This is a genomic window from Asaia sp. Ae19-3 (assembly GCF_059801175.1).
Genome location: NZ_JBCHWF010000001.1, coordinates 1,706,045 through 1,730,067, shown reverse-complemented (window position 1 = coordinate 1,730,067; position 24,023 = coordinate 1,706,045). Strand labels below are relative to the sequence as shown.

Here is a 24,023-nt window from a genome sequence, read left to right as displayed (position 1 = left end):
AGGCGTTTTAGTCAGCGATATTGTTCGAGCCAGTCGATCAGGCGCGCAAGGCCACCGAAAGGATGAAAATGCAGGCTCACCCTGCCATGCGCGTCGCCAAGGCCCTCTGCCAGATCGTCGACAAGCCTGTTCGGCCCGGCGCTTGAGAGGAGCTTGCTGGCGGAAATGCCATAATGAGCAAGCACGGATGCCGAGGCGCCCACCCCGCAACTTGCGGCAAAGCGCAAAAGCGATGCAATGGTGGCCGGGCCGGGAATGCCAAGCCTGACCGGGCAATCGATCCCGCGTGTTCTGAGGGCGGCAAGCCAGGTGAGTATGGTCGGCGCATCGAAACAGAACTGAGTCACGATTTCGGGCTGCATGCCCCGCGCCGCGATATTCCGGCACTTGGCTTCGAGAACATGCCATGCCTCGGCAGGCGCCATATGTTTATGACCCTCGGGGTAGCCTGCAACGCCGAGAACTTTGATACCGGCGCGTTCGAACAGGCCTGTCCCGATCAGGGTCGCGCTATCGGCAAAGGGACCGGCAGGCACTGCTGGATCGCCCGCCACGACAAAACAGTGATCGACCCCGGCCTCCGCCACCAATTGCGCCAGAAAGTGCGCGCAGCTTTCTTCTGAGGCGATGCGCCGCGCCGAAAAATGGGGCACAGGGCTCAGCCCCAGCTGTCTGATGGCGCAGGCAGCGGCCATACGCGACTGATCCGGGGTTTTCGCCAGATGAGGCACCATCATCAGGGTTGACGGTGGAAGGGCCGACGCAATGTCATGGGCGGCGGACAGCTCTTTCGCGGTGATTTCCAGCGAATAGCCGTGAAGCAGCGCCACTGAGGCCTGTAGGTCAGTCAATGATGTCGTCATGGCTTTCCTCCGGCCTGGCACGACCTTTATAGCCCATGTCATGAGCCCCTGAACCGAAAGAATTTATCGGGTAATTCGCCCAGACGTCCCGCCATGAGTGCAAAAGCGGCAGGCTTACCGGGTCATGCTTTGATATCCGTAAAGGTACAGGTGCAGGCACATGTCATGCTCTCTATAGCGGGGCTTGGACAATGGAAGCCCTGTGCTGTCCGGAGCTGATGGCGGTAAGATTTCCCCAGTTTTTGTTGAGCAATACTCTGCGACCCGATGGAGTATGCGCGTCATTATGAGATGAAATTATCCCACGCAACAGGCTGTCAAAGATATTTATTATATAAATAAAATAATTGACAAATATATCTTATATTTTATTGATCATTAAAGGTAATTGTGGGGTCGGGCTTTGCTATGATTTTCGAATCTCATTGCGTAGATCATGGTCTGAAGATTTTTGAGAATGATCCGCACGTAGATACCTTTCGTGATGTTCTATATATTCCTCGAATACCGGGTCATTATGACTCGCACTATGGAATTTACGATCCGTACGGTCGGATGATTCAAAGTGCTGGTCCCCGAAGAGGCTGGCCGAACTATGCGCTTGGTCAGTCTGAGAGTTCTTGCATAAGTCCATCGCCCGGCTACCCCTTGTCTCCCGAGCCATTTTATTATTACGGCGGCAATATTGTTCCGCACTATGGGCATTTCATTACGGAAACTCTCCCGCGGTATTGGTGTGGGCGTCAGGTCTACGCAGGTCTCAAGATACTCGTTCATGCTGAAAAGACCGTGGACTTCCTTTTTGCCATACCTTGGCTCGCTGAGTTTTTCTCCTTTCTCGGCCTCAAGCGGGATGATTTTGTTGTCTTCGAAAGACCGACCCGGGTCAAAGCGCTTATGATTGCAGGCACCTCATTTGAGGAAAACCACTTTGCCCATCGAGCTTTCGCGAAGTTTTGCAATAATATTGGCCAAGAATTCGGTGAAGACGTTGGCGAAGGGAAAGCGATTTATCTTTCCAGGGCAGAATTCAATAGTCAGATGCGTCATATTGAGGGCGAGCGTGAGGTCGTTTCCTATCTCGCGCGTGAAGGGTTGACGATCATCGCGCCAGAGACATTGGGAGTCAGGCAGCAGTTACGCCTGTTTTCTGAGCATCGACCCACAGTGGGCTTCGTTGGTTCGGCTTTTCACAATGATATCTTTTGTGAGTGTCCAGCTGGTATTGCCATGACGTGCGATGGACTGGTGTCCTCTAACTTCGTCCTCATGGATCGCGTAAATAATGCCCGTATGCGCTACGTGACTGCGCCGGGGATCACGCTGATGAGACGCGATCCAGGGCAACCGGCATTCTACCGTCTGGAAGATCCAGCTAACACAGCCCGTGGTCTGATCGATCTCATTGCAGCGCAGGTCTGGCGTAATGAGAAAGTAAACGAACCTGAGGGTATAAGTAGAGAACAATCCTATAGAATAAAGACTTTCCATCAGAGCGTGGTTCAAATTGATCGCCAGACCGGCATCGTGCACCATGGTGCCGGTGACGGCGAGCGTATAGTCCAGTTGATAGCCCATCTTGGCCACCAAGGCTGGGCAGCCTTTACTACTCAGTTAGGCGATTGTCTGTCAGTAGAGAAAGACAACAATCAGGGAGCTGAAATTTACTATCGGTATCATCGTTTTCCCGATGGGAGGATAGCGTTTTTCCATAATGAGACAGATCGTTTTCTCTGTGCCGTATCTGACGGGCGGATTTGCTGCGACCGTCTCGAACCCAGTGATTGGGAGTGTTTCACCCTCGAAGTCCTGTGAAACCGTATAATGCGGGTCGGGAAGCCACGATAAGCAGTGTGTTCAGAACTTGTGTGGGGTGAATGGGGTCAGCCTCGAAAACCGTAAGCCTCATAACCGGGCGAGTATCCTTGTGCTCGAGACATCCAGAGGCCCGGAATACCTAGGCAAGTATTTCCGGGCAGGCAAAGACGGGCTGTCTGACGAGCCCGTCTTTGCGGCTGTGTCGATCAGGAACAGGTCAGTTCCCGACGGACGATCTCGGCGCCGGCGGCCAGCGCCTTGAGCTTGCCTCTGGCCACATTGCGCGAGAGCGGTGCCATGCCGCAATTGGTGCAGGGGCAGAGGTTTTCCGCATCGACGAATTGCAGCGCCTTGCGCAGCGTTGCGGCAACTTCTTCCGGTGTCTCGATCCGGTTGCTGGCCACATCGATGGCGCCCACCATGACTTTCTTGCCACGCAGCAATTCGATCAGTTCCATAGGCACATGCGAGTTCTGGCATTCCAGCGAGACCATATTGATCGCCGAGGCCTGAAGCTTGGGGAAGGTGCGCTCATACTGGCGCCACTCATGGCCGAGCGTCTTCTTCCAGTCCGTATTGGCCTTGATGCCGTAACCGTAGCAGATATGCACGGCGGTCTGGCATTTGAGCCCTTCAATGGCACGTTCGAGTGTGGCGATGCCCCAGTCATTCACCTCATCGAAAAACACATTGAACGCAGGCTCGTCGAACTGGATGATATCGACGCCGGCCTGTTCCAGCTCCTTCGCCTCTGCGTTGAGAATGGCAGCGAATTCCCAGGCCAGTTTCTCGCGGCTCTTGTAATGGGCATCATAGAGCGTATCGATCATCGTCATGGGGCCAGGGAGCGCCCATTTGATGGGGGCTTTTGTCTGCTGGCGCAGGAATTTTGCGTCTTCGACAAAAACAGGCTTTTCGCGAGCAACGGCACTCACAACCGTCGGCACACTGGCCTCGTAACGGTTGCGGATCGTGACTGTCTCGCGCTTTTCAAAATCCACACCGGCAAGATGCTCGATGAAGGTCGTCACGAAATGCTGGCGTGTCTGCTCGCCATCGCTGACGATATCGACCCCGGCAACCTGCTGTTCGAGCAGTGAGACGCGCAGCGCGTCCTGCTTTGCCTCGACAAGGGCATCGCCTTCCATTTTCCAGGGAGACCAGAGTTTTTCCGGCTCGGCGAGCCATGATGGTTTGGGCAGGCTGCCAGCGGTAGCGGTTGGGAGAAGCTTCGTCATGAGGCGTGGTTTTCCAGAATAGTCAGATCAGAAATGCAGACAGAATGGCGCTCAGGCAGCGTGCCTTGCCGCCCATTCATCGAGAAAGGATTTGTGAGGTGCAATAAAATGCTCGCCCGCGAATTTTCCCTGCTCGGTGGCAAGACGCGTGCGCTCCTCGCGATCGTAAACGACGCGGGTATTGGAGAAATCGCTCTGTTTGAGGCTGGGCCTGTAGACCGCAGCGGCGCCCGAATTCGCGTTGTAGATTTCGGGGCGGTAGATGCGCTGGAACGTCTCCATCGTGCTGATCGTGCTGATCAGTTCGAGCGGGGAATAGTCGTTCAGCAGATCGCCGAAGAAATAGAAGGCCAGAGGAGCCTTCACGCCAGACGGCATGAAATAGCGCACCTGCATGCCCATCTTGCCGAAATAGCTTTCCGTCAGCGATGTCTCGTTGGGCACATATTCGACACCCAGCACGGGGTGCTGGTTGGTGGTGCGGGTATAAATCTTGTTCTCGGACACGCTCAGGCAGATCACCGGAAGCTTTGCAAAACGGCTGCTGTAGCTTTCTGAGGCGATGAATTCCTGAAAGATCCGGCCATGCAGCACGCCGAAATCATCAGGCACGGCAAAGCCGTCACGTCCGCGATTATGCTCTGGCAGGCGCACGCTGAAGTCGTAATCGCGAACATAGGACGAGAAGTTATTGCCTATGATCCCCTCAAGGCGCTTGCCGGTCGACAGATCGCAGATGGTTGTCTGAAGCAGTTCGATGGCCGGAAAGCTCTCCCCCGATCCGGCGATATCCATCTCGATCGAGATGATATCGAGTTCGAGCCTGTAGCGATTGCCCTCCGGATTGTCCCAACAGGCAAGGTCGTTGAAGCGATGATCGATCATGCGCAGGGCTGCGCGCAGATTTTCCTGACGGGCGTCGCCTCGCGCGAGATTGGCGAAATTGGTCGTCAGCCTCGTGCCAGCGGCGGGAGAGTAATTCTCGTCAAAGCGCAGGCTTTTGATCGTGAAGGCAAAATCATTGGTCATGATGGGCGGGTATCCTTTTCTGGATCCAGAATCTCCGCGCCACGCTCTTCATGCCGCCGCGCGGTGCGAGCGAGGCCCGTTTATTCCGCAGAGGAAGGCATGAAAACAAATGATTATATTTCGCTATAACATGACTTATTGTCATGTTGCGAACTGGGTCCTTTTTCGGGAGGGGCGCAGCCGTCTCTGGAGCGGTCTGATCTGGTTCAGATCTCGACGCTGGAGGCGAGGCTGATGAAACCTTCCAGATAAGGTGGCGCCGTACCTGTTCGGTGCCCGAGATGGATGGATTTGAGAATACCGTCCCCGATCCTCACGCCTTTCACGCCCTTCACCTTGCGCAGCAGCCAGTCAGGCGTCGCGCTGATGGCGCGACCCGAGGCGACAAGGCGTAGCATGAGGTCCGTCGTTTCGACCGTTCGATGTCGGCGCGGTTGTGTGTGTGACGGCACCAAAAACCGTGTGTAGATATCGAGCCGCTCACGGGAGACCGGGTACGTGATCAGGGTCTCGGTCGTGAGATCCTTTGGCTCGACATGATGTTTGCGTGCCAGAGGGTGCGTTTCAGAAACGGCCAGCACCAGTTCGTAATCGAAGACGGGCGTGAATTCGAGTTCGGGCCGTTCAATAGGGTCAGGGGTGACGAGAATATCGATTTCATGCCCCAGAAGCGCGGTCAGCCCGCCAAACTGGAAGGCCGTTGTGACATCCAGTTCCACGTCGGGCCAGGCAGCCAGAAACGGGTCGACCACCTGCATCAGCCAGTCCTGACAGGGGTGACATTCCATTCCGATCCTGATCGAGCCGCGCCGCCCGCGCGCGTAATCCTCAAGCACGCCTGCGCCGTGTTCGAGCTGCGGCAGAACACGATGCGCGAGACCTAGAAGATACTCACCCGCCAGCGTGAATCGCAGCTTGTGCCCTTCGCGTTCGAGCAGCTTGACGCTGTGACGATCCTCGAACCGGCGGATGGCATGGCTGACGGCCGATTGTGTCAGGCAGAGTTGTTCGGCTGCCTGCGTCAGACTTCCGGTGCGGTGAATCTCTCTCAATATCGCCAGAGGCTGGATGTCGATCATGGTTCATGAATTCCCGTCATACAGACGGATCATAATCGTTCCGCCCGTCTCGCTCCAGCGCCCACATGCCTGCTGCACTGCCCTGATCTCCCCAATACCGCCTACAGGGAAGTGCGACGAGGGAGCCCGGCCGCAGGGCTCGCCTCTTGCAACTCAGACGCCCTCCGACCACATTATAGGGCGTTATCATTTTGACCGGATGGAGAGTCATCCCCATGAACCAGCAAGAGCGTGATCTCATTTCGCAGTTCGTCGCCCGCGTCGGCGGTGCGCCCAATAGCGGGTTTGGTGGCTCTCAGGCCCCGGCCAATCTGCCCCCCATCGATCCTGAGGCTGATCGCTGGATTGCGGATAATTTCCAGAGATATCCCGAGGCCCGTTACCGCGTGACGCAGATGGCTGTCGTGCAGGAAGTGGCTCTGGCCGAGGCGCAGAACCGCATTCGCCAGCTCGAATTCCAGCTTCAGCAGGCCCAGTCGCAGCTTCAGCAGGCGCAGCAGCAGCGCCCGCAGGGCGGTGGCGGTCTGTTTGGCGGCCTGTTCGGTGGTGGCGCCAATCGCCAGCAGCAGGCTGGTCCGCCGCCGGGCTGGGGTGGTCAGCCGCAGCAGGGTTATGGTCAGGGCTATGCCCCGCCGCCGCAGGCCAATCTGCCGCCTGGCTATTCTACCGGCATGTTCCAGCAGCGCGGTTCAGGCTTTCTGGGCTCGGCCCTGACAACCGCGACGGGCGTCGCTGGCGGTATGCTGGCAGCCAACGCGATCGAGAGCCTCTTCTCCGGCCATCACGATTCAGGCGCTGGCGGGTTTGGCGGTGGTGAGACCATCATCAACAATAATTACGGCGACGCTGGCGGCAATGATCCCTTTGCGGGCGGCGGGCAGGATGCCGGTCAGAGCTATGACGCTGGTGACTGGGGCGGCGATAGTGGCGGCGGCTGGGGTGACGATTCCTTCTGATCGCCCGATGCGCCCCTCTGGCAGTATCTCTCTGTCAGGCTTGTGATGGGCTTGATCGAAAACCCGGCCCTCGTGCCGGGTTTTTGTTTGTCATCTTGCCTTGCCATAATCGCATGAAGGAAATCCCTGAATGAGCGGGTCCCTGTTCCAGCGTGTTCTGCTGACCAATGATGACGGTATCGATGCGCCAGGGCTTGCCGTGCTGCATGACGTCGCGTCGCAACTCAGCGATGATGTGTGGGTTGTCGCGCCCGCTCAGGATCAGAGCGGCATTTCCCATGCGCTCAGCCTGCATGACCCGCTGCGCGTCCATCAGCATGGCCCCAAGCGCTTTGCCGTCACTGGCACGCCAGGCGATTGCGTGGCGATTGCTGCCCGCCATATCCTGCGCGATGCCCTGCCAACCCTCGTGCTCTCAGGCATCAATCGCGGTGCCAATCTCGGTGTGGAGACTGTCTTCTCAGGCACGGTAGGTGCGGCCATGACCGCCATGCTGCTCGATCTGCCGTCCATCGCCCTGAGCCAGACCTTTGCCGCAGGCAAGGCCGTTCCCTGGGAGACCGCCCGGGCGCTTGCACCGGATATTCTCAGGCTTCTCGCCCGCAGGCCTATGCCAGAGCAGGCCTGTCTCAATGTCAATTTTCCCGCCTGCACAGTCGAGGAAGCCAGACCGCTGAAAACCACCACACAGGGGCGTGGCTTCCTGCGCGATATCGAGGTGGTGTCGCGTGATGACATGCGTCGTCTCGCCTATCACTGGTTGCATCTCAAACGCGATCATGCGGGAGACGAGGATGGCACTGAAACTGCAGCCGTTGCGGCCAATCATGTCAGTGTCACCCCGCTCTCCTTCGGGCGCACCAACATGAAGATGCATGACTGGCTGCTGAAGCAGGAGATCGGTCTCGCCTGATAGCGGGTGAGGTCCACCCGCCGGTTGCACGGTGAAAAGAAAATATAGGTTTCAACCGTAACCCGTTCCTCACGTTGCATTCGAAGATAACGAGCCAATTTCGAGTGAACGGACAGGGAAATGAGCGCTGAACTACTGGACTGGACAGATGTCCTTCCGCTGAACGATCTCGAAGAGGGTGTCATCACGCCTGTCACTATCGGCGAGAAGGCCCTTGTCCTTTACCGGTCGGGCGATGAAGTGCGGGCCTTCGATGGCAAATGCCCGCATAAAAGCGCCCCGATGGAGCAGGGTGTGGCGTGCAAATCGCGTCATGGCGATGTGCAGCTTGTCTGCCCCTGGCACAAGGCGAGTTTCTCGGCAGAAAGCGGTCGGCTGATCGAGCCACCGGCGCTCGACCCGCTCGCCCGTTACCCGGTCGAGGTTCATGATGGCCGCATTCTCGTCGGCAAGATGGCCATGCGCCCTGACGCACCCGCGCCCATGCGCGAGCATGAGGCCGTTGCCATTATCGGTGCCGGTGCGGCCGCAATCGCAGCAGCCGTCACACTGCGCGACGAGGGATATGCCGGGCGCATTCTTCTGATCGGACCCGAGGAAGATCTGCCCTATGATCGCACCGCGCTCAGCAAGATGACCCTCGCCAATCCGGATCCTGAGGCGTCACCCCCGCCCTTGCGTCCGGAATCCTGGTATATCGAGCAGCGTATCGAACGCGTGATGGATCGTGTGGTGAAGCTCGATACCGAGACGCGCAAGATCACTCTTGAAGAAGGGGTGAGCCTCACGCCCGATCATGTGCTTCTGGCGAGCGGCTCCCGCGCAAAAGAACTCGAAATTCCCGGAAGCGCCCTTGCCGGGGTGCATACGCTGCGAAGCGCGCATGACGTGCGTGAAATCGCCTCGAAAGTGGGCGAGAACACGACGGTCGTGGTGATCGGCTCCGGCTTTATCGGCATGGAGGCGGCGGCGGCTCTGCGCAAGCGAGGGGCAGGAGTGACCGTCCTGTCCAACTCGGCTCTGCCGTTCCAGAAGCAGCTCGGGCGCGAAATCGCCACTGAAATGCGCAATCTGCATGAGAGCAAGGGTGTGGCGTTCATCTCGTCCTGCAGCGTCAAAGCCATCAACGGCGAGACGCAGGTCGAGTCCGTTACCCTGGAAGATGACAGCCAGATCACCGCCGATCTGGTGATCATCGGCGTCGGGGCGGTGCCAGCGCTCGATTATCTGCCTTCCCACGCACTCAGCGAGAATGGTGGCATAGAAGTCGATCAGGCCATGCGTGTCGCGCCGCATATCTATGCGGCGGGCGATATCGCGAGTGTCACGCATGAGGGCAGGCAATATCGTATCGAACACTGGCGCACGGCGCAGAGCCAGGCGCGTATCGCGGCGCGTACCATGCTCGGTCTGCCGGGTGGCGCCCTTACGACGCCCTGGTTCTGGACGCAGCAATATGATCGCAAAATCGAATATCTAGGCTGGCCGCGTGGTTTTGAGCGCGTCGAGATCGACGGCGATGTCGACCGCTTTGATTTCACCGCACGCTATATCGATGAAGAGGGCAAAATCGTCGGTCTGGCCACCGCCGGGCGGCCAAAAGAGATGGGTGAAGCCGCCGTTACCTTCGACGATGCTTGACAGGGAAGGGGTGGAGCGGCTTCCTGCGCTCCATTGGCAGGGGTTCGCCCCCTGCGCCCCCGCTGTTTCGAATCAGGAAGACGCCCATGCATCCCTATCGCACTCATAGCTGCAGCGCCCTGCGCGAGAGCGACGCCGGCCAGACCGTGCGTCTGTCCGGCTGGGTTCACAGCAAGCGCGATCATGGCGGGCTTCTGTTCATCGATCTGCGCGACCAGACCGGCATGACGCAGATCGTTATCCCCTCGGGCACCGATCTGCTCGATATCGTCGAGCGTCTGCGTGTCGAGAGCGTGATCACGGTCACGGGTGACGTGGTGGCGCGTGAGGAAGGCCAGCGTAACCCGCATCTGCCGACCGGTGCCATCGAGCTGCGCGCCCGCGAGATCGAAGTGCGTTCCCATGCTGCTGTCCTGCCTTTCCAGGTCGCTGGCAGCGAGAACTATCCCGAAGATCTGCGCCTCAAATATCGCTATCTCGACCTGCGTCGCGAGAAGATGGCCGCCAATATCCGCCTGCGTTCGGCGGTCATTGCCTCCATGCGCTCGCGCATGATCGGCCATGGCTTCACCGAGTTCCAGACGCCTATCCTTACCGCCTCCTCGCCGGAAGGCGCGCGTGACTTCCTCGTTCCGGCGCGTCTGCATCCGGGCAAGTTCTACGCGCTGCCCCAGGCACCGCAGCAGTTCAAGCAGCTCGCCATGGTGGCGGGTTTTGACCGCTACTTCCAGATCGCCCCCTGCTTCCGTGATGAAGCCTCACGCGCTGACCGCAGCCCGGGCGAGTTCTATCAGCTCGATTTCGAAATGGCCTTCGCCACCCAGGAAGACGTGTTTGCGGTTCTGGAAGACGTGCTGAGCGGTCTGTTTGCCGAGTTCGGCAAGGGCCGCAAGGTCGATACAGCGCCGTTCCGTCGTATTCCCTATGACGAGGCGATGCGTCTTTACGGCTCCGACAAGCCCGATCTGCGCAACCCGCTGCTGATCAGCACGGTTACCGAAGCGTTCGCCAATTCCGGTTTCGGCCTGTTTGCCCGTATCGCTGCCAATGGCGGCGAAGTGCGCGCCATTCCGGCCCCCGGTGCCGGGACGCGTCCGCGCGGCTTCTTCGACAAGCTCAACAGCTGGGCGCGTGATGCCGGTGCGGGCGGTCTGGGCTACATCATCTTCGAGGAAGATGGCGGCAAGGGCCCGATTGCCAAGAACCTCGAAGCCGATCGCGTCGAGGCCATTCGTGAAGCCTGTGGTCTCAAGGCGGGTGACGCCGTGTTCTTCGCCGCAGGCGAAGGCGATGCCGTGGCCAAGTTCTCGGGGCAGGTGCGCACGCGCATTGCCCAGGAACTCGATCTGATCGAGCAGGATGCCTTCCGCTTCTGCTGGATCGTCGATTTCCCGATGTTCGAGCGCAATGAGGAAACGGGCCAGGTCGATTTCTCGCATAACCCGTTCTCCATGCCGCAGGGCGGGCTTGAGGCGCTGAACTCGCAGGATCCGCTGACCATCAAGGCCTATCAGTACGATATCGTCTGCAACGGCATCGAGCTTTCCTCGGGCGCCATCCGTAACCATCTGCCGGAAGTCATGATCCGCGCCTTCGCCATTGCCGGCTATGGCGAGGATGTGGTCGAGGCCCGCTTTGGCGGCATGCTCAACGCGTTCCGCTACGGCGCCCCGCCGCATGGCGGTTCGGCACCCGGTGTGGACCGTATCGTGATGCTGCTGGCCGATGAGCCGAATATCCGTGAGGTCATTCTCTTCCCGCTCAACCAGAGCGGCGAAGACCTGATGATGGAAGCCCCGGCCCCGGTCGAGCCTGCCCGTCTGAAGGAGCTTTCTCTGGCCATTCTGCCGCCCAAGCCCAAGGCAGGCGTTCAGCCTGCGGCGACCGCCCAGAAGGACTGAGCCGGAAAGGCGGTGTTGCGTGAGACGGCTTTTATCCGGGCTGATGGCAGGGCTGGTGGCAGGGGGAGTCTCCCTGCCATTTCCTGCGCTGGCAGACAGTCTGCAGCCCCACAAGGCCGTCTATAGCCTGAGCCTGTCGCGCCTCAAGGCAGGCGCGCTGGCTGGTGCCAGCGGGACAGCGACCTATCAGATACGCGACCTCTGCACCGCCTGGTCTGTCAGCCAGAAGCTCGATATCGACATCATCAACGGCGATGGCGGTTCGAGCGCAATCGGTTTTCAGTCCGCGACCCTGGAAGACAAGAACACCCATCGCTTCGTTTTCCGCACCATCATGAGTCAGGATGGGCAGGTCACGAGCGAGACATCGGGCGAGGCGACACGCAACCGTCGGGGCGAGGTCGTGGTGCATTACACCAGACCGCAGACAAGCAGCGTGACGCTTCCCGCCAGAACGGTTTTCCCGTTGCAGCAGGCCCAGGCCCTGTTGAAGGCCGCTCGTGAAAAGAAACTGCATCTCGCCACCGACCTGTTCGACGGCAGTGTCGAGACAGGCAGTATCCCCACCTATGCCACACTGGGCAGGCTGGCTCCGCAGGTCGCCAGCCTCTCAAGCCCGCTTCTGAAAGGGCAGGAGGCCGTGCCGGTCTCGATCGCCAGTTTCGGGGCGGGCACAGGCGCGCTTCTGCCCGATTCCGCCTATAGCGATCGTCTCTGGACCAATGGTGTGGAAGACCGGCTTCTGATCGATTTCGGTGATTACGTCTTGTCCGGCACACTGGATTCCCTGACATCCCTGCCAGCGGCTTCCTGCCACTAGGGTATGGGGTGCGCAGCAAGGGCGCTGGCACAGATCGCTTGCAGGGCACGGTAACGCAGCGCCTGCGAGCAATCCGTCCAGAGCATCAGAGGGTGATAGTGCCGTTGATTCGCGTGACCACGGCGCCACCCACCCAGATGTCATCGCCCAGCTTTTTCACCGAAACCTGCCCGGCACGACCCAGAGCCGTTCCCTGAAAGGCGGTGTAGGAGTCAGGGGCCTTGCCGCTTTCGATCAGCAATTGGCCGATGGAGGCATTGAGGCTTCCTGTCACAGGGTCTTCATAGCCGGGGTTTTCCCCGACAAAGGCGCGGACTTCGAAACAGGCCCCGGTGGCGGCAGGGCTGTTGTGCCATTCTCCCACAACGCCGAGTTTCTGCCCTACCAGCGCGGCCCAGTCAGGCTTTATGGCAAGCACCGTGTCACGATCATCGACATGCACAACCAGCCAGCCAGGGCCGTTATCGGCCCATTGGATGTCGAGCACGGCATCGGTGTCGAGCCGCAATGCCTGAATTGCCCGTTCGCGTTCTTCTTGACTGGCAGGACCGGACCGTCGCCGTGGCGGTGCGGCAAAGGCCAGTCCATCCGCCTGTCTGCGGATCGGCACCAGACCGGCGGCGCATTCCTGCACGATCAGATCCTTTTCCGGCACATCGCCCGATGAGCGGGCCAGAGTCTGCCAGACATACGCGCTGCCAAGCGTAGGGTGCCCGGCAAAAGGAAGTTCGCCATGCGGTGTGAAGATACGCACGCGATAATCAGCTTCTGGCGAGGTGGGTTTGAGCAGAAAGGTGGTCTCGCTCAGATTGGTCCAGTTGGCGATGGCGGCCATCTGCGCGTCGGTCAGAGAATCTGCCCCGGTAACAACGGCAAGAGGATTGCCCTTGAAGGGCTCTGCCGAAAACACATCGACCTGCTGAAAACGTAATTCCATGATCAGGGCTCCTCCTGGGGCGGCGTGGGGGTGGTGGGAAGCTGAAGAAGGGTCTCGTCAGCGAGTTGTGTCAAAAGCGGATTGTGAATGGCCGTTACGCTGCGGTGCAAACTCTCCCGGTGGCAATCAGACCGTTCGATAGCCAGACGAACCGGCAATGAAAGACCATCCATCTCACCACAGACGTGCAGGGCAGCGCGATCGAGACGGCGAAGCAGAAGGCGGATATAAGACTTGTCGGCCAGAGCCTCCGGTCGATACGTCACTCGAAGCTGGTCGAGGCTTTCCTCGCTGTCCAGAGGTGAGCGATCCGACACGCGCCCGGAAGGGCCTGCCAGATCCAGCGCCGTCAGGTCGTCAGCTGTTTCTGCTTGCACTATTTGTCTCTCGCCATGGTCCTGAGCATGGGCGCAGGGCGATACGGCCCAACTGGCCAAGATCAGGGCAAGCATGATGTGCCTGACGCCCGTCTCATGGCGCGTCTTTCTCCGCTCCACAGGGGATGGGGAGGAATGCGCGGAATCCGCGCCGGAAGAAAACATGATCACCTCGATTGTATTGGTACAATAGTGACGAATCGATTCGATTGTGTTATTCTGCTTGAGGCGATAAAAAGAGCAATGACTTTAATGTCTCATGACAATATTGCCGAGAGTGACCTTCATGTGGACTCCTGAGCTCAAGCCCGGCCCTGCGCCGCTCTATGAACGGCTGGTCCAGTCCATTGCCGGCGATATCAGAAGCGGCACGCTTGCCCCCGGCATGCGTCTGCCACCGCACAGGGACCTTGCCTTAAGACTGGGGGTGAGCGTGGGAAGCGTCACGCGCGCCTATACCGAAGCCGAGCGCCGTGGGCTGCTGGTTGCCCATGTAGGCCGCGGGTCATTCGTAAGAACGAACGCGTCGCCCGTGCCCGATATTCCCACCACCGAGCGCGGCGTGGCGCGCCTGACAAATGCCGGGCCAAGGGGGGCAGGGGCGATCGATCTGCGCTGCAATACGCCGCCGCCTGTTTCCCTCATGCAGGATCTGAATGAAGCCCTCATGGCCCTGATGGCACGCGGTGCGCTCGATCCGGCAGTGCATTATATCCAGGGGGCCGGGCTGGCGCCTGTAAGGCAGGCTGCGTCGCTCTGGATCAGAAATGCCTACGGCCTTGAGGTCGATGCGGCCAATCTTGTCCAGTGCAACGGAGGGCAGCATGCCATTGCTCTGGCCTTCTCGTCTTTCTGCGGTCCGGGTGACACGATCTTATGCGAGTCCTCGACGTTTTACGGCGCGCGTATGGCGGCAGAACATCTCGGGTTGAAACTGCACGGTTTGCCGATGGATGAGGAAGGTATTCTGCCAGAAGCGCTCAACCGCGCGGTTACAGAAACCGGAAGTCGCCTGCTGTTCACGCTCCCCACGCTGCACAACCCGACCACGCGCACGATGTCGGTGCAGCGTCGAGAGGCCATTGTGGCGATAGCGCGCAGTCATGACCTGACCATTCTCGAAGACGATGCCTATTACGCCTATTCCCGCAGGCCGCCGCAGCTTGCCTCTCTCGCACCGGAACGGACGCTCTATCTCGTCAGCCTGTCCAAGGGCATCTGCCCCGGCCTGCGCGTTGCTTTTCTGGCTCTTCCGCCGGGCGTGGCGCGCGAGCGTCTGATGCGCGGTGTGCGCGCTTTCGGATATTGCCCACCTGCGCTGGGGGCCCTGGTCTTTGAGGAATGGGTGAGAGAGGGTCGTATCGAAGACATTGCACAGGCCATCCAGAACGAAGCTGCCTCGCGCTGGAAGATGGCCCATCAGGCCCTGGGGCCTCTGCTGACGCCGCCCGGCGCCGACCACTCGCCCCATGGCTTCCTGCCCATGCAGGCACTCGAAGCCGAGCGGGTAACGACGCGTCTGCTACGCGCTGGCGTCGAGGTGACGCCACCAGACGCGGCCCTGGTCTCACGCGATGCCGATACAGGGTTGCGGCTCTGCTTCGGGGCGCCGGAAAGCCAGGCCGAGCTTGGCAAGGCCCTGACGATCATTACCGAGGTCATTGCCGGTCATGGCCGTGCTGATCGCGACGGCATCGTCTAGTCCGCGTTGACCCATCGGCGGAACGGACCACTCGTCAGGCGATCCTTTGTCAGATCTCACTGTCAGCAGAACCGGGCCGCGTCTGTCTGGCGCCTGATGAAAGACGCGAATCAGGCGAAGGGCTGATTGTCTGTCGGCACTGAGGCCTGTTGCGCCTTACTCAGGGGCAGGGGGGTGCAAACGTGCAGCGAGCGCAGACCAGTCCGGCGGCTTGAGCAGGTCTGCGAGTGTCTGTCCGTCCAGAACGGCCATGAAAGCGCCCAGTGCGTCTCCAAGCAGGGTCTGAAGCCGACAGGCACCTGTCAGCAGGCAGCTCTGACCTGTCTGGAAACAGGCGACCAGCGCCATATCCTCTTCGGTAAAACGCACCAGATCGCCAAGCCCGATTTCGGCGGGGGAACGGGCAAGCACCAGCCCCCCGCCACGGCCGCGCGTCGTGGTGACAAAACCGCCCTGTCCGAGGCGATGAACGATCTTGACCAGATGGTTTTCCGAAATCCCGTAGCGCTCGGCAATCTCGTGAATCGAGACGCGCCTTTCCTGGTTGAGGCCGAGATAAAGCAGCACGCGCAAGGCGTAATCTGTGTGGAGGGTCAGGCGCATTTCTAAAGATGTAGCAGATTTGCATCTTTCATGCATCAGGCCTAAAAGATGTGCATGATATACATCTTTTAGGAGTCGCATGATGGTCAAACCGCTCGAATCCGGCACCCCGGCGATCGTCAAAGCCACGATCCCAGCCCTCGAGGCGTATGGCGTCACGATCACCAGAACCATGTACGCCTCTCTCATGCGCGACCCGGCCATAGCGGCCATGTTCAATCAGACAGATCAGGCCAATGGGCGTCAGCCCCATGCGCTCGCCGCTGCGGTTCTGGCCTATGCGCGCCATATCGAGCATCCCGAGAAACTTGAGGCGGCGCTCAGCCTCATCGTCGAGCGCCACGTCGCCGCAATGGTCAAACCGGAACAATATCCGGTCGTCGGAGCTGCCCTGCTCGGCGCGATCAAGACCGTTCTTGGAGAGGCTGCAACGCCGGAAATCATGCATGCCTGGGGCGATGCCTATCGCTTTCTTGCCGATGTGCTCATTGCCCGTGAGGCCAGCGTCTATGATGAACGCTCAGCCCTTCCGGGTGGCTGGCGCGACTGGCGGGCCTTTAGGGTCGAGAAGCGCGTTCAGGAAAGCGACTGCGTCACATCGTTCTGGCTTGCTCCCGTCGATGGCAAACCGGTCCTGCGTCATGAGCCGGGCCAGTTTCTGACCTTCCGCCTCGAACGGGATGGGATCAACACAAGGCGCAGCTACAGTATTTCGAGCGCACCGGACGCAAGCGGCTATCGTATCTCGGTAAAGCGCGACCCGCAGGGGCTGGTGTCACGCTGGTTTCATGACAGGCTCGCAGTGGGCGATGTGCTCGATGCGACACCGCCTGCGGGTGATTTTGCCCTGGCGGCAATCGGCAAGGCGCCTGCCATGCTGGTCAGTGCCGGGATTGGCATCACGCCGTTTCTGAGCATGCTCCTTGCCAGTAAAGGCGGTGCTGAAGGCGGCAAACGCCATCTTGTCCATGGCGATCACGATCTGCACCATATGCCGTTCCGATCGGCTCTTGCAGAGCTGGCGACCGCAGAATCAGCACCAGAAATCGACGTCTTCGGTACTCTGGGGCAGGATCGTCATCTTGCCATGCCAACCCATGAGGGACGGGTCTCGGCTGAATGGGTGTTCGCCCGGATGAGTCCTGACACGCATGTGTTTGTCTGCGGTCCGCGCAGCTTCCAGCGCGATCTGATTGGGGGGCTGAGCCGGTTGGGTGTCGACAGGGCGCGCATCCATCATGAGTTCTTCGGCTCTGACGAGGGTGTTGCCTGAACGCGCTTCTCAGCCGGCCCTTTTCGGCTCTCCTCATTCCTGCCGCGTCATCAAGGGGCTGACCGGCAGGTCTTTCATCGCCAGATCCCCAGCCATCCGCTGGGGCAGTCGCTCCCGTCACGCCTCCAGGGGTATCACGGGAGCGATATGTTCAGGACAGGGTGACGATGAGGGGAATATGATCCGAGGGTTGATCCCTGGCGCGTTCGTCACGATCGGGCGTGACGGAAACGAGGCGCTCGGCCAGGCGGGGCGATAGAAGCGCGTGATCGATGCGCAGTCCGGCATTCCGCTGGAACGCCGCATTCTGATAGTCGTAAAAAGTATAGTGGCGTCCGGTCGGATGGAGCGCCCGCAAGGCGTCGGTCAGGCCAAGCCAGAGCAGACGATGCCAGCCCGCCCGGCTCTCCGGCCGCAGCAATGCGTCATCGGGGCTGAGCGCACCGGGGGCGTAATCCTCATCGGTCGGGCAGACATTGAAGTCGCCGGTGAAGAGAAAATCCTCTTCAGCCTCGAGCAGTTCTTTTGCCCGATGGGCGAGGGCATCGAGGAAGTTGAGTTTTGTCTCAAACCCGGCTGCGCCGCCCGAATTGCCATTGGGCAGATAGAGATTGCCGATCACCATGCCCGCCATGCGCAACTCGACATAGCGCGAGGCGTCGTTTTCAAAGCCCGGCAGACTCAGATTGGTCACTTCAGCCGGTTCGCGCATCAGCATGGCGACGCCGTTATAGGCTTTTTGCCCGACCACAACCGGGTGATATTCTGCCTCGGCGAAGCTTGCCGGAAAGACCCCGGTCTCGCATTTTAGTTCCTGCAGGCAGAGCAGGTCAGGTTTGACGCGATCGAGCCAGTCAAGGACATGGCGTTCGCGCTGGCGGATGGAATTGACGTTCCAGCTGGCAAAAGTGAAGCTCATGGCAGACGGGTCACGCCAGCGAAAAGCTGGTGCCGCAACCGCATGACGAGGCGGCATTGGGGTTGGTCACTGCGAAATGCGCGCCCATCAGCTTGTCGATGAATTCGAGCTGCGCCCCTTCGAGCAGATCGAGGCTGACCGGATCGACCAGAACGGTCGCGCCATCCTGTTCGATTACGACATCATCTGCCGCCCGCTCGGTGTCGAGCTTGAACTGATACTGAAAGCCGTTACAGCCCCCGGCCAGAACCGCCACGCGCAGGGCAAGTCCCGACGGATCGGCCTGCTGCGAGATGATCTCCGAAATCCGGGCAGCGGCACCGGCGGAAACCGAGAAGCGTCCCGCGAGGGGCGCTGCGGAGGGGGGCGTGGTCTGGCTCATTTTTTCCCATATAATGCGCCAGTGCGCCCGCTCAAAGCGGGTGATGTGGAGAAAGCGGATGATCAGCCAGGATGTCGCCCCTTATGCCGTGCGTCGCGAGACCGCGCGAGGCCGCCTACACGCCGAGGAAGACGCTCCCACGCGCTCGCCCTGGCAGCGGGACCGCGATCGTGTGATCCACTCGGCGGGGTTTCGTACCCTGCAATACAAGACCCAGGTCTTCATTAATCACGAAGGCGATTTCTTTCGCACGCGGCTGACCCATTCTCTCGAAGTCGCCCAGATTGCGCGCTCCATCGCCCGCCAGTTGCAGCTCGATGAGGATCTCACCGAGGCACTCGCGCTTGCGCATGATCTCGGTCACACCCCTTTTGGCCATGCGGGCGAAGATGCTCTCAAGCTCTGCATGAAAGACTGGGGCGGGTTCGATCACAACACCCAGTCGCTGCGCCTCGTGACCCATCTCGAAGGCCGTTACCACGCTTTCGACGGACTGAATCTGACATGGGAGACGCTTGAAGGGCTCGCCAAGCATAACGGTCCGGTCAAGCGCCCGACCCCCTATCTGTTCGAATACGACCAGCGGCATCATCTCAACCTGTCCAGCTATGCCTCGGCCGAAGCGCAGGTGGCCGCTCTTGCCGATGATATCGCCTATCACGGTCATGACCTTGATGACGGGCTCCGCGCCGGATTGCTGGCGCTCGAGGATATTGCGGGCCTCCCCATTGTCGGCCCCGCGCTCGAACGCGCCATGGCAGGAGCGCGGACAGATGACCGCTATGAGCGCGAACGCCGCATCAGGCATGAGACGATCCGCCAGGTCATCAATGTGCTCGCAACCGATCTGATGCAGCAGACACGGGCGAATATCACAGCGCTGAAACCGGAATCGGCTGACGACATCCGCAATGCGCCGATGCCTGTCGTGGCTTTCAGCGAGACGATCGCGCGTGAGAACAAGGAGATCCGCAAGTTTCTCTATGCGCGCATGTATCGTCACTGGAAGGTGAACCGCATGACGCGCAAGGCGCGCTTGGCGACGACCGAGGTTTTCGAGATATTGTCCGAAGATCCGAGCCTGCTGCCCGATGGCTGGCGGGAGAAGGCAAAGACCGCAGACGAGGCTGGCCGGCGTCGCGTGGTGGCGGATTACATAGCAGGAATGACCGATCGTTTTGCGATGGATGAACATCGACGGTTGACGGAACTCTCCATGCTGGGTTGATACAGGCAGCAAGAACCACGTCAGGAACGCAAGGCCCTCATGTCCGATACACAAGCGCCCACCACAGATTGCCTTTTCGCCCGTTACCAGGGGCAGGTGCGAGAGGCGCTGCGATCTGTCGTGGCAGATCTGCCGGACGAGATTGCCGCACGTGTTGAACTCACCCCGGCGCGTGACGCCTCCCATGGTGACATGGCCACCAATGCTGCGCTTCTGGCCTCGAAATTCGCCCGTCGCCGCCCGGCCGATATCGCGGCTGATCTGGTGCCGCTGCTCTCGGCGCTGCCCGGTGTCGCCAAGGCAGAAGCGGCGGGGCCAGGCTTTGTCAATCTGACGCTCAGCCCGGACGTGCTGCAATCCGTTGCGCGCTCTGTCATCGAGGCCGGGCCGCGCTTTGGTGAATCGCGCCTTGGCGCCAATCGCCGCGTGAATGTGGAATATGTTTCGGCCAACCCGACCGGCCCGATGCATGTCGGTCATTGCCGTGGCGCCGTGGTGGGTGACGCGCTGGCCAATCTACTGGCCAAGACCGGGCACATCGTCACCAAGGAGTATTACATTAATGACGCCGGAGCGCAGGTCATCGCGCTCACCTGGGCGGCCTATTGGCGCTATCTGCAGGCCATCGGCACCCAGATCGATGTCGAGGCCTTCTCGGCGCTTACGCCGACAGGTCTGCAATATCAGGGCGATTACCTGATCCCCATCGGTGAATCCCTGGCCGCCGCGCATGGCAAGGGCCTTGCCGATGCAGCGGGTCAGCCCGCCGATCCGTCTGTCTGGTTCGAGATCGTGCGTGAAGCCACGCTCAAGGTCATGATGGAAGAGATCCGCACCGATCTCGGCCTTCTGGGTATCCATCACGAGGTTTTCTCGTCCGAGGCCGAGACGCTGGCCAGCGGTCAGGTCGATGAGGCCATCAACGCCCTCGACGCCAAGGGCCTGCTTTATGAAGGCGTACTCGAGCCCCCCAAGGGCAAGACCCCGGAAGACTGGGAGCCACGCCCCCAGACCCTGTTCCGCTCCACGCAGTTCGGCGATGACGTCGACCGTGCGCTGCGCAAATCCGATGGCAGCAACACCTATTTTGCCAATGATATCGGCTATCACGCCCAGAAGGCCCGCAACGCCGACGAGCTGATCGACGTTCTTGGCGCCGATCATGGCGGCTATGTCTCTCGTATGCGTGCGGCCGTCAGTGCCCTGACCGATGGCAAGACGGGTTTCGAAGTCGTGATGTGCCAGATCGTGCGTATCATGAAGGGCGGCGAGCCTGTGCGTATGTCCAAGCGCGCGGGCACGTTCGTCACGCTGCGCGACCTGCTTGACGAAGTCGGACGTGACGCTGTGCGTTTCACCATGCTGACCCGCAAGGCCGATGCGCAGATGGATTTCGATCTCGATGCGGTCGTAGCCCAGACGCGCGACAACCCCGTGTTCTACGTGCAGTACGCCCATGCGCGGTGCCGCTCGGTCATGCGGAGTGCCGAGACCATGTTTGGCGCCGAGGTCACGAGCGATGCGTCCCTGGCCGGTGCCGAGCTGTCACGCCTCGACTCCGATGTCGAGCTTGCCGTGCTGCGCCGTCTGTCGACTTTCCCCCGCGTGGTCGAAGGCGCAGCCCAGACGCGCGAACCGCACCGCATCGCCTATTACTGTGGTGAACTGGCAGCGGATTTCCATGCCTTGTGGAACAAGGGGCGTGAGGATACGACGCTGCGCTTCCTGCATGAGCAGGACAAGGCGGCGAGTCTGGCCAAGCTCGCGCTCGTGGCATCGGTTGCCAGCGTGCTGCGCTGTGGCCTGGCCATTCTCGGTGTCGAGCCGGTTGAGGAGATGCGATGAACGACGACACGCCAGACTGGCGCGACGACCGGCAGGGGGGCGATGAGCGCCCCCGTCAACCCGGCGGCAATGACCGACGCGCCAATGACCCGCGTTTTACCGATACGCGGCCCCCGTCTTACAGCGCTGAGTCCTCATCGGCGCGCGACAATTCCCGCGCCTCGTCACCGCGCGAGCGCCTGAGCGCCGATTATGACGAAGAGCCCGTCTTTCGCCGTCGTGCTGCGACGGGTGGCGGTCTGGGCGCATTGCTCGGCTCTGACGTGATGACACGTCGTCTGGTCTATGGCGCAGCAGGGCTTGGCGCGCTTCTGGTCGTGGGCGTGGGGGGCTGGTCTCTACTCGGCGGTCATTCCGGCGGTATTCCCGTCATCGGGCCGCCCCCTGGCCCCGTGCGTGATCGCCCCGCCGATCCGGGCGGGATGCAGATCATGGGCGATGGCACCGATCTCGATGTGACTGGGCAGGGTGAAGCGCATCTGGCGCCCGAGCCCGAACAGCCGCGCCCCGAGGCGCTTGCTGCCCGCACAGCCCCCGAGGCACCGGCAGCGTCATCCTCTACTTCCGGTGAGGCGGCTTCGACAGGCGCGGCATCCGGCACGGCACCAAAAGAGAGCGCTGGCGCGTCAGACAATGCCGGGCCTTCTGCCGCCCCCGAAGCGCCTTCCGCCGCCGCACCTGAGCCGAAAGAGGCACCTGCTTCACCGCCCGCTCGCAAGACGGAATCAAGTCAGGCCGAGCCTGCTGCCAAGGCCGCACCCCCGGCGCAGAAGGAAGCAGCCCGACCTGCCCCCGAGACGGCTCCGGTGGCGCCTGCGGCCAAGGCGGACAGCGCCGGTCACATGGTGCAGCTGGCGGCTCTGGGCAGCGATGCCGACGCGAAGGCGACCTGGTCCAGGCTTTCGAAGCAAGCGAGCGATCTGCTGTCGAGCCATGAGCCGGTCATCGAGCAGAAGACGATCAATGGTCATGTCTTCTATAGACTGCGCGTTGGCGGGTTCGACTCAGCACAGGCGGCCCGTGCTTTCTGCGTGCGTCTGCATGCCCGCTCCATTGCCTGCACACCGGCGGTCTTCTGATCGCAATGGGTGAGGGGGGTCTCGTCTTTCCGACGGGCGCGGAACCGGAAACCGCGCCCCACCTGTCCCTGACGGGTTTCGAGGGGCCGCTCGATCTGCTGCTCGATCTTGCGCGCGCCCAGAAAGTCGATCTGGCCCAGATCTCGATCCTGCAGCTGGTCGAACAATATCTCGCCTTCGTTGAAGGCGCGCGCCAGATCCGGCTCGAACTGGCAGCAGACTGGCTTGTCATGGCGGCATGGCTGACCTGGCTCAAATCGCGCCTCCTGCTGCCTGCTGAAAACGAACCCGATGGCGAAGCCGAAGAAGCGGCCGAACTGCTTCAGGGCAGGTTGCTCGAGCTTGAGGCCATACGCGGTCTTTCCCGGTGGCTGGATAACCGTCCCCGCCTTGGCGAGCATGTCTTTGCCCGTGGGTGCGGCGAGAGCATGACCCAGATCGACCGTTCCGGCCTGCGTGTCGACATGATCGGGCTCATCACAGCCTATCTCGCCATGACGCGTCGGAGGGGGCGCAAACGTTTCTATGCGCCGCCACGCCCGCGCTACTGGACCGTGACCGAGGCGGTATCGGCGCTGCAGCGTCTGCTCAATGCGAGCGAAGTGGCTGGCTGGCAGAAACTGACCGCCTTGCTGCCTGCCCAGGAAAGCACAGCGCCACGTGCGCGCGCTGCCGCTCTGGCCAGCGCGCTTGTGGCAGGGCTGGAAATGGCCAAGAGCGGCGCGGTCGAGCTGAAGCAGGAAGGTATTTTCGCCGAGATCATGCTCAGGGCGCCGCAGAAGGACGATGTTTTCGAAAAAGCATCCGCCGGGCAGGTTTCCGAAAAGGACGAAACGTAATGGATGCGCTGATGACCCTGTCCCGGTTGGTGGAGGGGCTGATCTTTGCCAGTGCAGAACCCGTATCGGAGAACGCGCTCAGGCAGTTTCTTGTCACGCAAGGTGCTGAAGAAACCGTTCTCGGGCCTGTTCTCGCGACAATCATGGCCCGTTACGAGGATCACGCGGTCGAGCTCATAGCGATCGCCAAGGGCTGGCAGTTCCGCACCCGGCCCGAAATCGCCCCCGCTTTGACGCGCATCATCGAGAAACCCCGGCGCCTGAGCCGTTCCGCCATGGAAACGCTCGCGATCATCGCCTATCATCAGCCCTGCACACGTGCCGATATCGAAGGCATACGCGGTGTTTCGTTGAGTCAGACCGTGCTCGACACGCTGATCGAGGATGGACTGATCATGCCGAAAGGGCGCAAGGAAGTTCCGGGAAGGCCTATTCTCTGGGGAACCTCGGCGCATTTTCTCAGCAGTTTCGGCCTGAGCGATCTCGGCGCCCTTCCACGTCGTGACGAGTTGCTGCTCGATCCTGACGCAGCGGGGCAGACGGGGCGTGTCGTGACCCAGCAGGGCATTCAGTAGGCGCCT

General features: G+C 60.6%; 22 protein-coding genes. 13 read left to right on the top strand and 9 right to left on the bottom strand.

Features of this window, described 5'->3' with window-relative positions:
- Positions 1-11: 11 nt before the first annotated feature.
- Positions 12-863, bottom strand: coding sequence for a methylenetetrahydrofolate reductase (locus tag AAID99_RS07470; protein ID WP_498493558.1), 852 nt, complete (start codon positions 861-863; stop codon positions 12-14).
- A 408-nt stretch (positions 864-1,271) separates the two neighbouring features.
- On the opposite strand from AAID99_RS07470, the gene AAID99_RS07465 reads away from it, so the two are divergent.
- Positions 1,272-2,678, top strand: a complete 1,407-nt coding sequence (locus tag AAID99_RS07465; RefSeq protein ID WP_188425971.1) for a glycosyltransferase 61 family protein — start codon at positions 1,272-1,274, stop codon at positions 2,676-2,678.
- Between the two features lie 209 nt (positions 2,679-2,887).
- Here the strand turns inward: AAID99_RS07465 and AAID99_RS07460 are convergent, their stop codons facing one another.
- The 3 genes from AAID99_RS07460 to AAID99_RS07450 form a co-directional block, all read right to left on the bottom strand.
- Positions 2,888-3,919: a methionine synthase gene (locus AAID99_RS07460; protein ID WP_188425970.1), complete on the bottom strand. Its 1,032-nt coding sequence runs from the start codon at positions 3,917-3,919 to the stop codon at positions 2,888-2,890.
- A 51-nt stretch (positions 3,920-3,970) separates the two neighbouring features.
- The gene (locus AAID99_RS07455; protein WP_498493557.1) at positions 3,971-4,948 is read right to left on the bottom strand and encodes a putative oxygenase MesX; all 978 of its coding nucleotides are present in this window, start codon (positions 4,946-4,948) and stop codon (positions 3,971-3,973) included.
- 206 nt (positions 4,949-5,154) lie between these two features.
- Positions 5,155-6,027, bottom strand: coding sequence for a LysR family transcriptional regulator (locus AAID99_RS07450; protein WP_498493556.1), 873 nt, complete (start codon positions 6,025-6,027; stop codon positions 5,155-5,157).
- 215 nt (positions 6,028-6,242) lie between these two features.
- On the opposite strand from AAID99_RS07450, the gene AAID99_RS07445 reads away from it, so the two are divergent.
- The 5 genes from AAID99_RS07445 (at position 6,243) to AAID99_RS07425 (ending at position 12,258) form a co-directional block, all read left to right on the top strand.
- A complete protein-coding gene (locus AAID99_RS07445) occupies positions 6,243-6,983 on the top strand; it encodes a DUF2076 domain-containing protein (protein WP_188425967.1) in 741 nt (246 codons plus the stop codon).
- A 130-nt stretch (positions 6,984-7,113) separates the two neighbouring features.
- A complete protein-coding gene (gene surE / locus AAID99_RS07440) occupies positions 7,114-7,896 on the top strand; it encodes a 5'/3'-nucleotidase SurE (protein WP_498493555.1) in 783 nt (260 codons plus the stop codon).
- 120 nt (positions 7,897-8,016) lie between these two features.
- A complete protein-coding gene (locus AAID99_RS07435) occupies positions 8,017-9,537 on the top strand; it encodes an FAD-dependent oxidoreductase (protein ID WP_498493554.1) in 1,521 nt (506 codons plus the stop codon).
- Between the two features lie 86 nt (positions 9,538-9,623).
- The gene (gene aspS, locus AAID99_RS07430) at positions 9,624-11,438 is read left to right on the top strand and encodes an aspartate--tRNA ligase (RefSeq protein ID WP_188425964.1); all 1,815 of its coding nucleotides are present in this window, start codon (positions 9,624-9,626) and stop codon (positions 11,436-11,438) included.
- 19 nt (positions 11,439-11,457) lie between these two features.
- The gene (locus tag AAID99_RS07425) at positions 11,458-12,258 is read left to right on the top strand and encodes an EipB family protein (RefSeq protein WP_498493553.1); all 801 of its coding nucleotides are present in this window, start codon (positions 11,458-11,460) and stop codon (positions 12,256-12,258) included.
- 85 nt (positions 12,259-12,343) lie between these two features.
- Here the strand turns inward: AAID99_RS07425 and AAID99_RS07420 are convergent, their stop codons facing one another.
- Together AAID99_RS07420 and AAID99_RS07415 are read right to left on the bottom strand one after the other, a co-directional pair.
- Positions 12,344-13,195 carry a PhzF family phenazine biosynthesis protein gene (locus AAID99_RS07420; protein WP_498493552.1) on the bottom strand — a complete coding sequence of 284 codons (852 nt, stop codon included), beginning with the start codon at positions 13,193-13,195 and terminating at the stop codon, positions 12,344-12,346.
- A 2-nt stretch (positions 13,196-13,197) separates the two neighbouring features.
- Entirely contained in the window at positions 13,198-13,647 is a 450-nt protein-coding gene (locus AAID99_RS07415) for a UrcA family protein (RefSeq protein WP_498493551.1), read from the bottom strand.
- Positions 13,648-13,858: 211 nt separating this feature from the next.
- Between AAID99_RS07415 and AAID99_RS07410 the strand changes: the two genes are divergently transcribed.
- Entirely contained in the window at positions 13,859-15,274 is a 1,416-nt protein-coding gene (locus AAID99_RS07410; protein WP_498493550.1) for an aminotransferase-like domain-containing protein, read from the top strand.
- 156 nt (positions 15,275-15,430) lie between these two features.
- Here the strand turns inward: AAID99_RS07410 and AAID99_RS07405 are convergent, their stop codons facing one another.
- The gene (locus AAID99_RS07405; protein WP_188425959.1) at positions 15,431-15,877 is read right to left on the bottom strand and encodes an RrF2 family transcriptional regulator; all 447 of its coding nucleotides are present in this window, start codon (positions 15,875-15,877) and stop codon (positions 15,431-15,433) included.
- A gap of 79 nt (positions 15,878-15,956) precedes the next feature.
- Here AAID99_RS07405 and AAID99_RS07400 point away from each other — a divergent pair, with 79 nt between their 5' ends.
- Positions 15,957-17,150, top strand: a complete 1,194-nt coding sequence (locus AAID99_RS07400) for a globin domain-containing protein (protein WP_498493549.1) — start codon at positions 15,957-15,959, stop codon at positions 17,148-17,150.
- 151 nt (positions 17,151-17,301) lie between these two features.
- Here AAID99_RS07400 and xth read toward each other — a convergent pair whose 3' ends face one another.
- Positions 17,302-18,069 carry an exodeoxyribonuclease III gene (gene xth / locus AAID99_RS07395; protein ID WP_498494279.1) on the bottom strand — a complete coding sequence of 256 codons (768 nt, stop codon included), beginning with the start codon at positions 18,067-18,069 and terminating at the stop codon, positions 17,302-17,304.
- 10 nt (positions 18,070-18,079) lie between these two features.
- Positions 18,080-18,451: an iron-sulfur cluster insertion protein ErpA gene (gene erpA, locus AAID99_RS07390; protein ID WP_188425958.1), complete on the bottom strand. Its 372-nt coding sequence runs from the start codon at positions 18,449-18,451 to the stop codon at positions 18,080-18,082.
- Between the two features lie 58 nt (positions 18,452-18,509).
- Between erpA and AAID99_RS07385 the strand changes: the two genes are divergently transcribed.
- The 5 genes from AAID99_RS07385 to scpB are packed head-to-tail and all read left to right on the top strand — an operon-like array spanning position 18,510 to position 24,017.
- Complete coding sequence (locus tag AAID99_RS07385) at positions 18,510-19,679, top strand: deoxyguanosinetriphosphate triphosphohydrolase (RefSeq protein ID WP_498493548.1); 1,170 nt, start codon at positions 18,510-18,512, stop codon at positions 19,677-19,679.
- Between the two features lie 39 nt (positions 19,680-19,718).
- Positions 19,719-21,524 (top strand): arginine--tRNA ligase, encoded by a 1,806-nt coding sequence (gene argS / locus AAID99_RS07380; RefSeq protein WP_498493547.1) that lies wholly within the window; start codon positions 19,719-19,721, stop codon positions 21,522-21,524.
- Positions 21,521-22,603, top strand: a complete 1,083-nt coding sequence (locus AAID99_RS07375; protein WP_188425955.1) for an SPOR domain-containing protein — start codon at positions 21,521-21,523, stop codon at positions 22,601-22,603. The genes argS and AAID99_RS07375 overlap by 4 nt, the downstream gene beginning before the upstream one ends.
- Positions 22,604-22,608: 5 nt before the next feature.
- The gene (locus tag AAID99_RS07370; RefSeq protein WP_188425954.1) at positions 22,609-23,442 is read left to right on the top strand and encodes a segregation and condensation protein A; all 834 of its coding nucleotides are present in this window, start codon (positions 22,609-22,611) and stop codon (positions 23,440-23,442) included.
- On the top strand, positions 23,442-24,017 hold the full coding sequence (scpB, locus tag AAID99_RS07365; protein WP_188425953.1) for an SMC-Scp complex subunit ScpB: 576 nt from the start codon (positions 23,442-23,444) through the stop codon (positions 24,015-24,017). Before AAID99_RS07370 ends, scpB begins: the two co-directional genes overlap by 1 nt.
- Positions 24,018-24,023 lie beyond the last annotated feature (6 nt).

Coding starts and splice junctions, on each gene's coding strand:
- AAID99_RS07450 (WP_498493556.1), bottom strand. CDS start 6,027: ATGATCGACATCCAGCCTCTGGCGATATTGAGAGAGATTCACCGCACC.
- AAID99_RS07420 (WP_498493552.1), bottom strand. CDS start 13,195: ATGGAATTACGTTTTCAGCAGGTCGATGTGTTTTCGGCAGAGCCCTTC.
- AAID99_RS07405 (WP_188425959.1), bottom strand. CDS start 15,877: ATGCGCCTGACCCTCCACACAGATTACGCCTTGCGCGTGCTGCTTTAT.
- AAID99_RS07410 (WP_498493550.1), top strand. CDS start 13,859: ATGTGGACTCCTGAGCTCAAGCCCGGCCCTGCGCCGCTCTATGAACGG.
- AAID99_RS07470 (WP_498493558.1), bottom strand. CDS start 863: ATGACGACATCATTGACTGACCTACAGGCCTCAGTGGCGCTGCTTCAC.
- AAID99_RS07460 (WP_188425970.1), bottom strand. CDS start 3,919: ATGACGAAGCTTCTCCCAACCGCTACCGCTGGCAGCCTGCCCAAACCA.
- AAID99_RS07385 (WP_498493548.1), top strand. CDS start 18,510: ATGATCAGCCAGGATGTCGCCCCTTATGCCGTGCGTCGCGAGACCGCG.
- xth (WP_498494279.1), bottom strand. CDS start 18,069: ATGAGCTTCACTTTTGCCAGCTGGAACGTCAATTCCATCCGCCAGCGC.
- AAID99_RS07375 (WP_188425955.1), top strand. CDS start 21,521: ATGAACGACGACACGCCAGACTGGCGCGACGACCGGCAGGGGGGCGAT.
- scpB (WP_188425953.1), top strand. CDS start 23,442: ATGGATGCGCTGATGACCCTGTCCCGGTTGGTGGAGGGGCTGATCTTT.
- AAID99_RS07370 (WP_188425954.1), top strand. CDS start 22,609: ATGGGTGAGGGGGGTCTCGTCTTTCCGACGGGCGCGGAACCGGAAACC.
- AAID99_RS07445 (WP_188425967.1), top strand. CDS start 6,243: ATGAACCAGCAAGAGCGTGATCTCATTTCGCAGTTCGTCGCCCGCGTC.
- aspS (WP_188425964.1), top strand. CDS start 9,624: ATGCATCCCTATCGCACTCATAGCTGCAGCGCCCTGCGCGAGAGCGAC.
- surE (WP_498493555.1), top strand. CDS start 7,114: ATGAGCGGGTCCCTGTTCCAGCGTGTTCTGCTGACCAATGATGACGGT.
- AAID99_RS07400 (WP_498493549.1), top strand. CDS start 15,957: ATGATGGTCAAACCGCTCGAATCCGGCACCCCGGCGATCGTCAAAGCC.
- argS (WP_498493547.1), top strand. CDS start 19,719: ATGTCCGATACACAAGCGCCCACCACAGATTGCCTTTTCGCCCGTTAC.
- AAID99_RS07465 (WP_188425971.1), top strand. CDS start 1,272: ATGATTTTCGAATCTCATTGCGTAGATCATGGTCTGAAGATTTTTGAG.
- AAID99_RS07415 (WP_498493551.1), bottom strand. CDS start 13,647: ATGCTTGCCCTGATCTTGGCCAGTTGGGCCGTATCGCCCTGCGCCCAT.
- AAID99_RS07435 (WP_498493554.1), top strand. CDS start 8,017: ATGAGCGCTGAACTACTGGACTGGACAGATGTCCTTCCGCTGAACGAT.
- AAID99_RS07455 (WP_498493557.1), bottom strand. CDS start 4,948: ATGACCAATGATTTTGCCTTCACGATCAAAAGCCTGCGCTTTGACGAG.
- erpA (WP_188425958.1), bottom strand. CDS start 18,451: ATGAGCCAGACCACGCCCCCCTCCGCAGCGCCCCTCGCGGGACGCTTC.